This is a genomic window from Acaryochloris marina MBIC11017 (assembly GCF_000018105.1).
GTDB lineage: Bacteria > Cyanobacteriota > Cyanobacteriia > Thermosynechococcales > Thermosynechococcaceae > Acaryochloris > Acaryochloris marina.
In genome coordinates, this window is the sequence record NC_009925.1 from 1071569 (window position 1) to 1086603 (window position 15035).

Here is a 15035-nt window from a genome sequence, read left to right on the forward strand (position 1 = left end):
AGCACCAAAATGACAGAATCAACTGCCCCGCTGCAAGCAGACGGGGTATGGAATACGATTTGCTCCCAAACCGTAGATTTGGATTACAATCCCATTTCTTCGCTGCAAGCAGCGGGGAATCTACCCTCACTAGATTGATAAGACGTACCTATTAACTAGGCGGCTAGGAGCTGTTGCCCTTCCACAAACTGCTGAATCAAATCTTTTAGCTGGGACTGGAAGGATTTGATCTCAGCTATCCCCAAGGGCTTCGTCAAAAACTCGCACCCACTCCACTGAGCCCGCCACTTGTTAGATAGCTTCTGCTCTCCAGTCAAAATGACGAGTGGGATAGTAGAAATTCTGTTTTGCTGACGAATCCGTTTGACCAATTCAAATCCGGTAATGCCAGGCATATTGATATCAATAAATATCATCGATGGCTTGACTTGCTGAATTTTATCGACAGCTCGCTCAGACTCTTGGCAAGCGATAACCTGATGCCCTAACACTTTAACTAGATGCTCGAATTGCTTAATCAGTATGGGGGAATCATCAATAATCATGATAGGTGCACAATCTGATTGCATTGGTCGTTCTATCTCAACCAGATCACGTTGCACCCATTGGGAAAAGATGGAGGCGATTTCCAAGGGGTCTTTACCAAGGGCAACCGAAATTTCCTCCAGCGATTTGTGATGTTTGGATATTCGGTCAAACCATTTTTTCTCTAAAGGAGATAATTCTGTCTCACTGACTTTTTTTTGATTAACAACGGGAATGCCGTCCATTGAAAGAATGAATGACTTGAGTTGTTCCCATTTTTTTTGGCGGAGTAATCCTTCACTAAGGATTTCATGACCAGAGAATCCTAATAGCGGATCAATGGAACTGAGCTGCTCATCTGGCAGAAAATGGGCTGCCCCCTGACCAGCATTTAAGAATGTATCAAAGTGAATCAGAATTTTATGTTTGAGTGCTTGCCTTAATTCCTTAGGCGTAATCACTCGCTTCAAGAGCATGTCAGTCATAACTGTGCAAATGGAACTATTTCCCTGCTCAAGCTTGGTCGCCCATTCTGAAAAATAAGGCTTATATTTTTCTTGACGAGCTGAATAATTAAACCGTTTGACCGTTCTAAGAAATGACTCTCCACTCAGTCGATGACTGCCTGCATAACATAAAGTACCGGCATGATTTACACCGAGGTAAGCTGCCTGATTGTGAATCTGACTTGAGTTGGAAAAATTAAATTGCCAATATCCATTTTGAGAGGATTGAATAGCTGCCAAAATTTGGGTAACAAATTCCTGTTTTCTAAAGGAGAAAGAATTAGAGTGACTCATATGTTCGTTAATGACCAGAGATCTGGGAATTTATACAGCGATAAAAGATTGATAGGGCTATCTATCAACGGGAACTCACTTGTCTCTCATTTATTTAAATATCCTGGCAATGAGAGAGTATTTTAGATAAAGTCATTGGGGAATAATTGGCCTACCTAAATCGCTACACAGGCAGGGGGCGGTTCTAATAAAATTTGCTCAGCATTCCATAAACAGTTGATTTCCTGAAGATTTATGCCGAAATGGATGCGTAAATCGTGAATAGATTGATCACTATAGTCTTCGAAATGGACTTTATGGATATTTTTAAATCTAACTTTTCTCCCATACATAAAACCAAAATCAAAGGCTCTTCGATGCAGCGCATTAAACTGATACGGCTGGGGGAAGAACAGTTTAGAAAAAAGCTTATATGCGTAGATATGGTGACTGCCTACCTTTACACAATTTCCCATGGTATAGCCAATCACAAAAGCCTCGTCGAATAGCGACATACCTCGATTAAGCAGGAGATGTATGTAGTCATGTCCTTTCAGATCGACACTTCCTGGTAGAGCGATAGGGCTGTTTGGATTTTCGATAAGCCAAATTGAGAGAGGAATATCAGCCTGTTGATCTTTAACGAATTGTTGATAGGCGTCTCCAAGCTTCATCCAGCCAATATCAGAATCGGCGGTCAAAGCGCATATGTCTGACTTAAATGCCTGTTTGTGTTTTTTTGAAAAAGTATTTTTAGACGTTACTTTTTCCTCCATCAGATTTAGTGCAGCAACCATCGATAAATTCCGAGACAGTCTACAAAAACAAAGAGCGATGCAGAATACATCATTAATCCCTTATTGCCAGTCATCGAGCTAGAGATAAAGATTTGACTTGAACTCAGTGCCAAAAGGATAAAACCATATTTGCTTACTGGGGTATTTGAAGAGAGGATGACTCCTCCGGCAACGGCAGAGACACTACTCGAAAACTGTAAGAATTGAGAAATAAAAGAGTTTTTATGCTTGTTAAAGACTGAATTATTGCTTAGGGCAATTTGATCACTTTGTCCTATGTTTTCTTGCATCCGTTTTTTGAATACGATAGAGATGTAGGAAAAATATTTTTCTCTAGATTGAATTTCAGAATAAAAATATTTATCTTTTACTAGAATAAAAACCAATTTAATGATTAACCTCAGTATAATTTCGGAATAATTTCCTGTTGGATTTGTTCGAGAACACTTGATATATTTTTGTTGCAGTTATTCTTAGCCTTGACTGATACGATTCGAATCATTAGATGTACCAAACGAATGAGATTTGAGCTGCCCACACCATTTCAGAGAATTCTAAGCAAAGAACCCTATCCCCTGCTATTTGCCACCATTAGTGGTGCCCACTTGTATGGCTTTCCCTCTGCTGATTCAGACTATGACTTGCGAGGCGTTCATATTCTGCCTTTGAAAGAAGTCATTGGTCTGCAGACGGGATCCGAAACTCGGGAAATTTCTACCGAACAGGAGGGCATTGAGCTGGATCTGGTGACCCATGATGTCAAAAAATTTATGGGGTTGCTGCTGAAGCGTAATGGCTATGTGCTAGAGCAGCTCTACTCACCGCTGATGGTGGCAACGTCTCCTGAACATGATGCCTTAAAAGAGATAGCAACTCGATGCATCACTCGGCATCATAGTCATCACTACTTAGGATTTGCCCAGACCCAATGGCGGCTCTTCACCAAAGAATCTCCAGCTCGGGTCAAACCATTGCTGTATGTCTTTCGAGTCTTGCTTACGGGAATTCACTTGATGCAGACGGGCGAAATTGAGGCTAATCTCAGACACTTGAACGAAAAGTTTCAATTAACCTACATCCCCGATTTAATCGCCCAAAAAACATCCGGCCCAGAACGAGCAGTCATTAAAGAGGGGGATCAGGTGTTCTTTGAAGGAGAGTATCGCCGTCTCTTACAAAAGCTAGAAAACGCCAGTCAGTCTAGTATTCTCCCAGACAGTCCCTCTGCTGGGGCTGATCTCCATGACCTGTTGGTCAACATTCGGCTGGCTGCTTGTTAAGGTGGGTTTTAACGCAGTTAATCAGCTCTGGCGTTGAAAACCCTTTATTCAAATAGTCGTTGGCACCCAAACGTTCCGCTTCTTTACCCCACTCTTCAGAAAGCCGGGAAGATACCACTAGGATCGGCATTTCCATATTGGACTGCCGACAGCGGTCAATCAGCGTGAACCCATCCATATTGGGCATTTCCACATCGGTAATCATCATATCGGGAGCACCATTCGCTTGCAGCCATTGCCAGGCTTCTTGACCATCGCTACAGGTAAAGGTGGCAAAACCGTAGGTATTCAGACTGCTTTCCAATCGCCGACGCATCAGGGCAGCATCATCCACCACCAAAATCGTTTGTACACCTTCAGATATGGGGGCTTTGGGCTCTTCCGGAGCTTTGTGGGTTTGGGGTTGTTGCTTCGCCAAAGACTGAGCCAGTTCCAGGGGATCTAAGACACTCAGTAACTGACCATCCGCTTGTAAACTGACGCCCATTAAGGCGGGCGGACTCACGAGGGGATGGGGCAGAGGCTGAATCAGTAGTTCTTCCTGTCCCAACAAATCATCCGCAATCAACCAAACATCATTGCCATCTGGCAAGGATATACGGACACAAATAGCCGTATCGGACACTTGGGTGAATTCATGCCAAAAGGCTGCCAGCCCATAGCCTGAGCCAGAGCTGTCCTGAAAAGAGAGCTGCCAGGTGAGGTCACTGTCTGCTGGCGGCTGTAGTTGATTGGTGCTAGCCAGGACCGTTTCTCGAATATCATCGGTGGGAACCGCCACCTTTCGTTCTCCTACTTTGAGCAGGACACAAGGAACCAATAGCTGCGGTGCTGGAATTTCAATGATAAAGATGGTGCCTTGTCCCAACCGGGTGTCGAGCAGTAACCGACCCCCAATATTGGTAATTTGGTTGGCGACCACATCCATGCCGACCCCTCGACCGGAGACTTCACTCACGGAGCTACGGGAGCTAAATCCTGGCTGGCAGAGAACGGCGATCAGATCCGCTGGCGTATTGGTTTGAGTGAGGGGAAAACCTCGCTCTTGGGCAATCTGACTGACTTTTTGGGCATCAATCCCTTTGCCATCGTCTTGTAGCAATAGTCGATATAAATTACCTCGCCGTTCTAAAGCCAGTTGAATGGTGGCCTGCACCGGCTTCCCTCGTTCCAAGCGCTCATCCATCGTCTCAATGCCATGATCGTAGGCATTTCTCAAGAGATGGAGTAAGGCCGGTTCCAATTGTTGGATAACACCTGCATCCAGTTCAACTTGCTCACCTTCTATTTCTAATTGTGCAGGTTTGTCATAGCGATTGGTCAAATCCCGAAGAATGGCTCGGGCTCGCAGGGTAATATTGCTAAAGGGAACCAGGCGACTGGTTTCAATACCATCTTTGAGCTGGGTGATATTGCGACTGAGCTGGCCTAAATTGTTGACGGTGTGCTGGGTGGTGCCTTCTAGTTCTGCCCCTAGCTCAGCCATCCGTAAAATATTTTCTAAAAGACGATTGATGGTGGTGTAACCCTGACGGTAGCGTTCCATTGAGACGCCACTGTCCGAATCCTGCACGTCACTGATATCGCGCAACAAAGCATAGTCATCCTGGAGCTGTCGGAGTCTAGAAATATATTCAGCACTCTCTTGCGTGAGGGCCGTCAGTTGAGTGAGTTGGGACTGCAGGGTCGAAGACTCATTAAAGGCGGATCGAGCAGTCAGCAGGGTCTCAACCACTTGTTGAGAAGATTGATTGAGTCGGCTTAAGGGAACCGGGATTTTAATTTCCCGCTTTGAAGAGCCGGGGACTGGGGTTGCAGACGGCTTGGAACTGGGTTGGGAATGGGGGAATAGACCAGGCTGGGGGGATGACCCAGCAGACTCCGCGATATCAGTGAGCAGGTCTGGTAGATCGCCAATGCCTAAATCTTGATCGATGAGATCATCGAAGTCCATGCTATCGGCTTCAGCCAGGAATTCATCGGACAAATCAGCCATGTCATCCAGATCGGCCTCGTTATCCAGATTGGCAGACTCGGGTTGATCTGCAGCAATGGCACTGGAGAGGGCAGGTTTAGCAGGAGCCATTGCGGCCAGATCGAAGTCTATTTCATCGAAACTGAGATCGATGTCTGCATCGAGGTCGATATCCGCATCCAGGTCGATGTCTACATCGAAGTCGTCAAAGCTGTCGTCGGCGAGGGGAGAGACTGCTTCAGGTTCCTGAACGGGAGAGGGTAATACAACGGGTTCTTCTGGCAGTGCGGTGACCAGTGAGTCAAACTGCTCTTGTTGTTCAGGGGTTAACTGACCGCTTTGCTTGGCACAATGCTTGAGTAAATCAAAGTATATCGGCCATTGCGGCTGCCATACATCCGCCAATGGAAACTGCTGAAGCTGAGACGCACCACCCAACAGCTTGGACCAATCCTCGGCGAGCTGGAGGTCCTCACCAATTTGTTGCAGCTGGCCCAACATTTGTTGCGCCTTAGCCAGGGTTGACGAGGGCACCTGGGGAGTGTCCAGTTGGTTGACGGCCATTTCTAGTTCTAGAATGACCAGATCGAAGCCTTGTTCCGCAAATTCCTGATGGACTTGGGTCAGCTCATCCCAGTTAGGCAGATAGTTCAGCTGAATCTGCTCATGCAGGGTTTTGATGCGGTTGACCGTGGGCGTGACTGCAGATTGGGCTTCAGGGCCTGAGAGTTGCAAACAGCTACCCAGCAGTTCCCCTGCTTCTAGAAGCATGCGATGTAAAGCCCCATCTTCTAGGGGAGGCGCTTCTTCTAGATAACGCAAATCGGATAAAAGATCTTCTAAGACCATGGCGGCATGGAGAACCGCATCGGCCCCCACTGTAACCGCACTTCCCTTAATAGTATGAATAGCCCGGTAGATATTCTGGATATCTGCCACCCAAGAGCTGGGATTGAGGTTTTGAGACAGCTGAAAATAGGTCCGCAGATGCTCTTGACTATCAATCTCGAACATGGCCTGCAGTTCTTTCTGCAGTTCAGCTTCAGGATCGTTGATCGCAGGATTGCTGGGGGACGAATAGGCGAAGTCGGAGTCAGTCATCTCAGTAGGACGAAAAAGATACGTTTTCTGCGGCAGTGGCTCGGTAAATCCAATGCTCCTGTTAAGACTCAGCGGCAACCGCTAGGGGAATATTGGCTGATTTCAGTTCAGGATCAGCCATAAGCGGAGACAGGTTGTCTTCGCTCATCGTCCGCAATTGGAAGAATTCCACCATATTGGCAAGGTTATGGGCCAACTCACCCATGGCAGCCGCCTGCTCCTGGGTAATGTTGGCTTGGGAAGCAGTATCTTCCGCTTCGCGAGCAATGGTTTGAGTAGCGATCAGGGTACTTTGCACCGCCTCAAAGATGTCATCGTTGGCTTGACGGACCTGCTGACCAGCCAATGCCACTTGGTCTGTAGCGGCCTGCATATTGGTAAAGGCTTGTCGTGATTTACCCACCTCATCCGTGAACTTGTTCACCAACTGGTTGATGTCGCTGACATCTTGGGTCAGACCCGATGTTACGGTCTGAATCTGATCTGTTCGTTGCTGCAGCTGAGCTAAGGTCTGGTTCGTTTCAGCAGCTAAATCATTAACTTGGCGAGAGAGGGTCTCAAATTCTTTAGCAATACTGGCAAATTGGGTCGGATCTTTTTCTTTTAAGGCCCGAGTGGACAACATGGAAGCGTTGAGGGCCAAGACGCGAGTCAGAGAAGCCACGCGCTTTTGGTCTTTCGAGAATTGAGCGGCCAAATCCACAAATTCATTCAGAAGCTGGGTTCGTTTGACGATTTGCTCGGTGCCTTCTTCCAAGGTGGAGATACCCTGGACCATGGCGTTCATTTCTTGCTGACCAGTTTCAACAGCCGATTTAGCTAGCTCCAAAGCATTTTTGGTAGTGGTGGCCTGCTCCCGAGAGTTGGTGGTCAGGGTGTTGACGTTTTCCATCAGCGATCGCACATCTGTAACCGATTGGGTTTGGCTGGCGGCCCGCTCATTGGTCTCAACCGCCAAGGTCTCTAGCTGCTCGGTGTTATTCGCAATTTCGCTGGCGGTGGTCGAGACCACAGACATAATTCGGTGCAAGGATTCAATCAGGCGATTGAGGGTATCTGAGATCAAACCCGTTGCTCGGTCATTGACCTGAGCTTCAATGGTCAAATCCCCATATTCAATGGCAGAGACCACATCCAAGATATGGCCCACATCTTCTTGGAATAGCTCGCTCTCTGCAATAATTTTCTGTTCTTGAGCAGACTGCTGTTTGAGCTGGACTTCTAGTTGTTGATTGAGGGACTGTAAATCGGATTGAGAGGATTCCAAGGCAACTTGGGACTGTTTCCGGTCTCGGATATACCCCTGAACCGCTAGAAAGACGATGTACCAAGTTAGGGCTGACACGGCCAAACTCACGAGGGCAAAGGTAAATGACCAATTCAACCGCTGCTGATAACTGCTCAACTGGGTTTGAACATTGTCCTTTACCGTTTGTAGAGTCCCCTGAATCCCATCATTGTAGATTTTCTTCTGAGCTTCATACTTAGGCCCCAGCAGTAACTTCAATGCTTCAGGTGCTTTCTCTTGCCGCACTAACTCAAAGGCTTGTGTCTCGAAGGCTACAAGTTTTTGGTTCGCCTCATCAGTTTGCTCAGGATTAGATTGTTCGTCAACGGGCACCTGGTCCAAAAGGCTACCAATGGCAGCATCGAGCTTGGGCACATATTCGTTGTATCGATCTTCCCAGCGCGTATTACCTGTACTGGCTCCCATCCGGGCCGACATGGTCAGCACTTCGTCTAGATGCACAATAGAACCACTCAATTCCTGTAGCTGGAATTCTTTGGCAATCGTTATTTCTAGTCCCTGTTTGATCTGCCAGATATTCCAAGCAGAGGTGCCTGTGAGGGCCAAACTCACTAAAACGGAAGCTGAGATCGTGCCGACTAAGTGATTCTGCAAACGTTGTTGGACGCGCTGAAGCCAAGAGCCCTGTTCATTTTCCTCTATGGAAACGGCTGAAGATTCAACCTGCTCGATAGGAGCATCTTCAGATAGGGGAGAGAGGGATGGGCCAGTAGTCATCATGTGTACCTAGTGTCAGTGGACCAAATAATTGGGAATGAATGATGTGAATCTAGACAGCAAGTGCTGACTCAGATGATGCGGATTCCTCAGATTCTTCAGCAGAAGCAGAGTCTTCAGAGTGTTTCGCAAGCGTGGATTCTTCGGATTCCGCAGCAGGCGTGAGTTCCTCGGATTCTTCGGCAGGAATTAACTCGTCGGATGGCTCAGCAGACAAGGATCCTTCGGATTGTGAATCAGCATTCAATTTCTCGAGTTGTTCAGAGGGAGCCGTTTGGAGTAGGGTGAAATCTTCTTCGGGCAAAGTGAAGACTTTGACTTTCCCTAACAAGTCATCAGAAAGCTGATTCATGGTGTCTGCTAACTGTTGCGCATCGTCCGACTGACCTGCAATTTGGGCCGAGAGTTGGGCAATGGCCTCCATCGTCATGGCCGTTTGCTCTGAGGTTTGAACAATGTCTTCACTGGTCTTGGCTACGGTCTCACCAGATGCCACCGCTTGTCCGGTCACATCTTGTACCTTTTGGAACACGGATTGGGTATGTCGAACCCCTTGGGTAAAGTCATCCACCACGCCGCCTAGTCGTTGCACATCGGCGTCTACATCGGTCACAACCCGGTGAATCTGAGCGCTCCGTTGTTCTAGAGAACCGAGACCGTCGTTGGTTTGTTGAGCCAATTGACTCACCTGGTTAGCAATCGATTCAAATTCTTGCGCCACCTGGGCAAACTTTTTCGGATCGGATTGTTCGGAGGCTCTTGCTGCTACCAACGCTGCATTCAACGCCAACATCTGTGTTTGTTCAGCAATGTCCCCCTGGTCCTGCACAAACTGATCTGTCAAACCCACGAATTCTCCTAGAGTTTTCATCTGCTGCACGATGCGATCGCTACCCTGTTGCAGCACTTCGATTTCTTCTCTCAACGAACCGATCTCAACTTGACCCTGGGCCACAGCCGTATTGAGGGTCACCAAGGATTGGTTGGTCGTTGCAAGTTGCTGGGCTGCGTTGGTTGCAAAAGAGCGGACGTTATTGATCAAGCCCAAAACCTGCATAACTTCTTGTGATTGCTGATCGGTGTTTCGAGCTACAACCTCTGTAATATCTTTTTGGCGGGTACTGCTCGCCGAAACTTGACGCGACGTTGCTGATACTTGTTTGAGAATATTGCCCAATTCTTCAATTAAGCGATTGAGCGTATCTGCAATTAAACCCGTGGCTCGATCATTCACCGTTGCTTGGGTTGTAAAATCTCCTTCCTCAATATTGGCAACCACATCCAGCAGCTCAAGAATATCTCCCTGCAGCTGGTCATTATCTTGGCGAGCCTCTTCTTCTTGTTGTTTCCGAGACTCAATTTCTTCCTGAAGTTGACTATTCAAAACCAATTGTTCTAGCTGGGATTGATTCACCTTATCCTGGAATTCTTGTCTGTCGCGGACATAGTCGCGGACGGCAGTTAAGACCAAAATCCAACTGGCTAATAGGATGGGTAAAGCCACTAAACCCGCAAAGCCAATAGATGCTTGGAGCTGGCTTTGATACGCCTCAAGCTGCTCGTCGATAAAGTACTCAATGAGCTGAGTAACCTGTCGATTGCCTTCCGAATATTGAGCCTTAAGCAGCCCGTATTCATCCCCCTCCAAGATCGTTTGAGCTTCTTCAGCCTTGTTTGCTTTAACCAAGCCAAACGCCTGTTCTTCCAGCTCGATTAGTCTTTTATTGGCTTTATCCGTCTTACTCGCTTCAATCCTGATTTCCTCGGGAACATTGCCAAGGGTTTGGGCAATCGCTTTGTCCAATAAAGGAACATATCGCTCATACCGTTGTAGCCATTTCAAATCGCCGGTGCTAGCAGCCATTCGTGCAGACATGGTTAGCACTTCATCGTAAAGGGCAATTTCCCCAGTATTTTTTTGCAGCTTAAGTTCGCGCTCAACTATCTGTTCTAGATTGCGGGAACTGTTCCAGATACTGACCCCACAGCCTGCAGTAACAATTAGACTCGTGGCAATCGTTGCTGAGAGAGTTGCCACCAAGTTTTTTCTGACAAACTGTTGAACGTGGTGTATAAGAGAAGGAGAAGAATCGATCGGTAAGACTTGATCCAATGTGCCGGACTGAAGTTGATCAGAATTCATAAGCGCAAGCTGTTTACAGTAAGTAAAAGGCCATCAATAAGACATCACAAGCTGTCTTTAGGATGTAGAAGGGATTGGAGAAAATCGGGGGCTATGCTGCATACCCTATCCTTGTGGATGCCATAAGTCTGGGGGAAACCAATCAGGCTGAAATAAGACCTGAGAATCCGTACCTTGGGGGTAGAGTGCCTGGGACGTGAGCACAGATGGGGAGAGTTGTTCCTTACTGGCGCTGCCTAAGGTCCTATCAACAATAATGCCCATATTAGTCAACCTTTCTGCCTTGCGGTTGAGCTGCAACACGGTCACTGTTTCGCGCAAGGTGTTTTCTTGCGTCTGCAGCACCTGATGGGCTGATGCTAAAGGAATAATTTGACTGTTGTGATGGGTCACGCCGCTCAATGGTGATTGATAAAACGGCAGATCTAGGATTTGGGATCTTTGAATCCTAAAAATCTCAGCAACCCAACGGGCCGGGAAAATCAAAACCCATGCCCCAACCTGAGTGAGGATATACCTCTCTTTAATGGAGGCTGAAGAAGAGACGATCGATTCAGTGGTCGCAGTAGCTGACATTTACACCTCCATTAAGCGTTAACACGCTGTAAGATTTCTTCGACGGTTTCATTGGTAACAGGCTTGGTGAGATAGTCATTGGCCCCAGCGCGTTTAATGCCATAGTTCACTTCTAGTGGTGTAGTCTTGCTGGAACAGAAAACCACGTACTGGTCAGCAGTAGTCGGGTTTAACCGAAGCGATCGTAAAAATTTATACCCATCTTGCCCAGGCATAACGACATCTAGAAAAACTAGATTGTAGTTACCTGACTCAATCTGTCTGAGGGCATTCTCTGTTCCTTCGCATTCATCAACGTCATGGCCTAGATTTTGCAACATCGAGACTAAGGCCAATCGATCGACTGCACTGTCATCAATGACTAGTAAACGCATTTTTCAAACTCCAAAAAACTTGCTTTATCAACAAATTGCTGTGTGAGGCAGCGTATTTCTAAGCACCTGAAATCATAGATGGACCAAAAACTAATGTGTGGATCAATTCTTGCAACTGTAGTTGAAATTGATTGATCTCAGTTGCTGCGAGGGGTTTGGTTAGGAACTCGCAACCGCTCCATTGGGCCCGCCATTTATTGGATAGCTTTTGTTCTCCCGTTAAGATCACCAGGGGAATGGCCGCTAAATTTGGCTGTTGCCGAATTTTCTTTACCAATTCAAAACCCGTAATCCCTGGCATATTAATATCAATAAAAACGATGCCAGGTTTTACTTGATCAATTTGTTCTAAGGCAGTTTCAGCTTGCTGACAGACTTCCACCTGATACCCCAGCGCTCCCACCAGACTGTGAAATTGCTTAAGGACTAGAGGGGAGTCATCGATAATCATGACTTTAGTCGATTGAGTCTGTTGCAGAGGCTCTAAATGCAGCAATTCTGCCCGCACCCATTTTGCAAAGAGACGCGCAACTTCCAAAGGATCTTTCGCTAGGCCAATCGCAATCTTGCTCAAAGGACGCTGGTGCTGAACAATCTTTTCGATCCACTGTCGCTGGGATTGCGGTAAATTAGCCGCGTCAAGAACCTGAGGATCTAGCACCGGCAACATATTCATCGAAGGGATAATCGGTCGCAGCTGTTGCCATAAGACGAGTCGTTTCTGAGATTCGTCTAATAGTTCAGCGATGGGGATGCCTGGGACTGGAATGATATCCCGCAGTTGCGCACTGGGGATGAAAGACGCTTCTCCCCCTCCGAGGGTTAGAAATGCATCAAAGTCATTGAGCATCTTCAATCTCAAGGCTTGCTGAACCTGTTCAGGCATAATCCCCAGCTGCAGCATATGCTCGTAAATGGCTTTTGCAGTGATCGTTTGGTCCTTGAGAGCAGCCTGCCAACGGGCAACATGAGGCTTAAGGGATTCCTGGCGGGTCTGTAAAATATAGCGCTTGGCGGCTTGTAGAAGCTCATGATTAGTCCAAGGACGATAGCCGGAGTAGCTGATGGTCCCCACATCTGTAATACCCAGGTAACCAAAGGTATTCTCTTTTCGGTTCGCCAAGCGAGAGAACTGTATCTTCCAATGTCCATCACCGTTCATCAATGAGGGGTCCAGTAATTTAGTTGGAAGTTCTTGGGACTGAAAAGAAAATTGCTGAGTTTGTTCTAAAGTCTGCATTTTAGTGGTTCTGCAACAAGATCATTGACAACCAAAAGATCTTGGATGAAATCACACTTTAAGTTGAATATTACATTCAACTTAGAGAATGTCCTTCTGAGAATCTATTGCCTGTAGCTCATCCATACTGACCTAGTGTTCCCCAATTAATCCATATTTCTGGCAGGGAGAATTCTCTGTTTCGAATTAGGACTCTTTTGGATTGTTGATGTGACTCAATCCCCCAACTTCCCCCTGTTAGCGTTAGTCTATTGAAGTAATGACCTCATTAAGCTTTAGAGGCTAAATAACTAGCTAATTTTGAATGTCTTTCATCTTATAAGCTAAAAAATAGTTCATAAGAGATGGACAGCATCTAGTGAAAGTTATAAGCCAAAATGATGGAACTTTTAGAGAAATTCCTAGCATTTAGAGACTTTTCACGCATTCCTTAAAAAATATTCTCCTCCATTGGGTATCATTCTGGCAATCGCAAGAGATTTCCAATATATGTAAACCGCTTTCTGGTAAAGGGTTTAAGGCTTGTTGCAAGTGTGCCCAGGACTGAATAAGTGTCCACTTGGCCTGATAGGTTGCTGCCAAATGTTTCAGCTGAACCTGTTGTGGGGTGCGGAAAAACCGCTCAAATGGGGGGTCAAAGGCTGAGATCGGCAGCATTTGAAAAATGCCGCCTCCTCCATTGTTAACAACAATAATTGTCAAATGGCCTTGCCAATAATCCTGCAACAAAAATCCGTTGGTGTCATGAAGTAACGCTAAGTCCCCCGTCAACAGGACGCTACTTTGTTGACGATGGGACATCCCCAAGGCCGTAGAGAGGGTGCCATCAATGCCGTTTGCCCCTCGATTGAAGTAAGGCTGAATATGCAGGGTTCCTGGCTGCCAAAAATATTCGATATCGCGTACCGGCATGCTATTAGCAATAAATAATGGGGTGCGAGGCGGCAGGATTTGAGAAAGTAACCAGGCGATTTTGCTTTCGATAAGTTCTGACTGTTTTTGCATTGCCCGATTGATCAGGGTTCGCACTGAATGATTGGCATTTAACCATGACTTTGCATACGCTGTAAGCGGCTGACAGTGTTCCTTCTTAGCTGCAGGGATAGATGTGATCAATCCTTCCACGGAGATGCGTACTGGAATAGAGAGACCATGCAATGGATCCATATTGTGATCAGAGACGTCTACCACCCAAGTTTGAGCACGACTCTGGGTCAGCCACACTCTCAAGACTTTACTGGTTGGCAACGCTCCGATGCTAATGACCTGCTGAGGCTGTAACTGACTGGCAATAGTCGGGTTTCGCAATATCAGGTCGTAGGTTGAAATCAGATAAGAATTTCGATCTGCCCAATTGCGCAGGGGAGAAAGCCCTTCTGCAAGTACCGGCCAACCCAATATGTGGGCGAGTTGAGCGATGGCTAAACAATAGTGCTCTGGGGTATCGGGTTGTGCAGGTCCTGCAATAATGAGTCCACGATCGCAACTCATCCACTGATCCAAATAGACGTTGGTGGTCTGAAGGTCGAGGGAGATCTGGACCGAGGGTAAGGGGTGAACAGCAGCAAAGAATTGATCGATATCGAACGTCGCAGCTAGGCTCTCCGTTTCTAAGTCGGAGATAGGTGCGAGCGGATCGCGAAACGGAATATTGAGATGGACCGGGCCAGGAACTGGCCTTTGTGATTGTTCCCAGGCGTAAACACAGGTTTGGCGTAAATAGGCCAGCATCTCTGGATGAGTACTGGGTAATGCTAACTCAACCTGCCACCGTGGATAATGTCCATAGAGCTTGACTTGATCAATGGCTTGGCCCGCCTGGCAGTGTCGCAGTTCTGGTGGTCGATCTGCCGTGAGTAAAAGTAAGGGGACTCCGCTGGCTTCAGCTTCAATGACGGCTGGGTAGAAATTGGCCCCTGCGGTCCCGGAGGTGCACACTAATACAACAGGTAAACCCTTACGACGAGCAATACCTAACCCAAAAAAGGCGGCCGAACGCTCGTCTAAAACTGGAATGGCTTCAATGTCAGGATGCTGGGCAAAGGCGACGGCTAGAGGGCCTGAGCGAGACCCTGGACAAATGATGGCAGTTGTTAACCCTAATCGGCTCAGGGTTTCTGCAATAATCGATGACCACAACATATTGACATTGCGAAAATCTAGGGTCATCGTCCTCGCATCATATACAGTTAATTTGATCTGAAGAGGCTGTTGGGTTG

Annotated in this window: 12 protein-coding genes; 2 read left to right on the forward strand and 10 right to left on the reverse strand. The window is 47.0% G+C overall.

Annotation, left to right across the window (positions count from 1 at the left end; genetic code table 11):
* Nucleotides 1-9: 9 nt before the first annotated feature.
* Nucleotides 10-138: a hypothetical protein gene (locus AM1_RS43890; protein ID WP_012161690.1), complete on the forward strand. Its 129-nt coding sequence runs from the start codon at nucleotides 10-12 to the stop codon at nucleotides 136-138.
* A gap of 17 nt (nucleotides 139-155) precedes the next feature.
* Here AM1_RS43890 and AM1_RS04885 read toward each other — a convergent pair whose 3' ends face one another.
* From AM1_RS04885 to AM1_RS04895, 3 genes are all read right to left on the reverse strand, one after another.
* Nucleotides 156-1325: a response regulator gene (locus tag AM1_RS04885; RefSeq protein ID WP_012161691.1), complete on the reverse strand. Its 1170-nt coding sequence runs from the start codon at nucleotides 1323-1325 to the stop codon at nucleotides 156-158.
* Between the two features lie 155 nt (nucleotides 1326-1480).
* A complete protein-coding gene (locus AM1_RS04890; RefSeq protein ID WP_012161692.1) occupies nucleotides 1481-2101 on the reverse strand; it encodes a hypothetical protein in 621 nt (206 codons plus the stop codon).
* Nucleotides 2086-2487: a hypothetical protein gene (locus AM1_RS04895; protein ID WP_238549165.1), complete on the reverse strand. Its 402-nt coding sequence runs from the start codon at nucleotides 2485-2487 to the stop codon at nucleotides 2086-2088. Before AM1_RS04895 ends, AM1_RS04890 begins: the two co-directional genes overlap by 16 nt.
* Before the next feature lie 132 nt (nucleotides 2488-2619).
* Here AM1_RS04895 and AM1_RS04900 point away from each other — a divergent pair, with 132 nt between their 5' ends.
* Nucleotides 2620-3381 carry a nucleotidyltransferase domain-containing protein gene (locus AM1_RS04900; RefSeq protein WP_012161694.1) on the forward strand — a complete coding sequence of 254 codons (762 nt, stop codon included), beginning with the start codon at nucleotides 2620-2622 and terminating at the stop codon, nucleotides 3379-3381.
* Here AM1_RS04900 and AM1_RS04905 read toward each other — a convergent pair.
* The 7 genes from AM1_RS04905 to menD all read right to left on the reverse strand — a co-directional run bounded on the left by AM1_RS04905 (nucleotide 3356) and on the right by menD (nucleotide 14985).
* Nucleotides 3356-6457, reverse strand: a complete 3102-nt coding sequence (locus AM1_RS04905) for a hybrid sensor histidine kinase/response regulator (protein WP_012161695.1) — start codon at nucleotides 6455-6457, stop codon at nucleotides 3356-3358. The two genes, AM1_RS04900 and AM1_RS04905, sit on opposite strands and share 26 nt — an antisense overlap.
* Before the next feature lie 61 nt (nucleotides 6458-6518).
* Nucleotides 6519-8486, reverse strand: coding sequence for a methyl-accepting chemotaxis protein (locus AM1_RS04910; protein WP_238549166.1), 1968 nt, complete (start codon nucleotides 8484-8486; stop codon nucleotides 6519-6521).
* A gap of 49 nt (nucleotides 8487-8535) precedes the next feature.
* Nucleotides 8536-10626, reverse strand: a complete 2091-nt coding sequence (locus AM1_RS04915) for a methyl-accepting chemotaxis protein (protein WP_012161697.1) — start codon at nucleotides 10624-10626, stop codon at nucleotides 8536-8538.
* A 105-nt stretch (nucleotides 10627-10731) separates the two neighbouring features.
* Complete coding sequence (locus tag AM1_RS04920; RefSeq protein WP_012161698.1) at nucleotides 10732-11202, reverse strand: chemotaxis protein CheW; 471 nt, start codon at nucleotides 11200-11202, stop codon at nucleotides 10732-10734.
* A gap of 11 nt (nucleotides 11203-11213) precedes the next feature.
* Nucleotides 11214-11576 (reverse strand): response regulator, encoded by a 363-nt coding sequence (locus AM1_RS04925; RefSeq protein WP_012161699.1) that lies wholly within the window; start codon nucleotides 11574-11576, stop codon nucleotides 11214-11216.
* A 58-nt stretch (nucleotides 11577-11634) separates the two neighbouring features.
* Nucleotides 11635-12816, reverse strand: a complete 1182-nt coding sequence (locus AM1_RS04930) for a response regulator (protein ID WP_012161700.1) — start codon at nucleotides 12814-12816, stop codon at nucleotides 11635-11637.
* A gap of 408 nt (nucleotides 12817-13224) precedes the next feature.
* Nucleotides 13225-14985 (reverse strand): 2-succinyl-5-enolpyruvyl-6-hydroxy-3-cyclohexene-1-carboxylic-acid synthase, encoded by a 1761-nt coding sequence (gene menD / locus AM1_RS04935; RefSeq protein WP_012161701.1) that lies wholly within the window; start codon nucleotides 14983-14985, stop codon nucleotides 13225-13227.
* Between the last annotated feature and the right edge of the window lie 50 nt (nucleotides 14986-15035).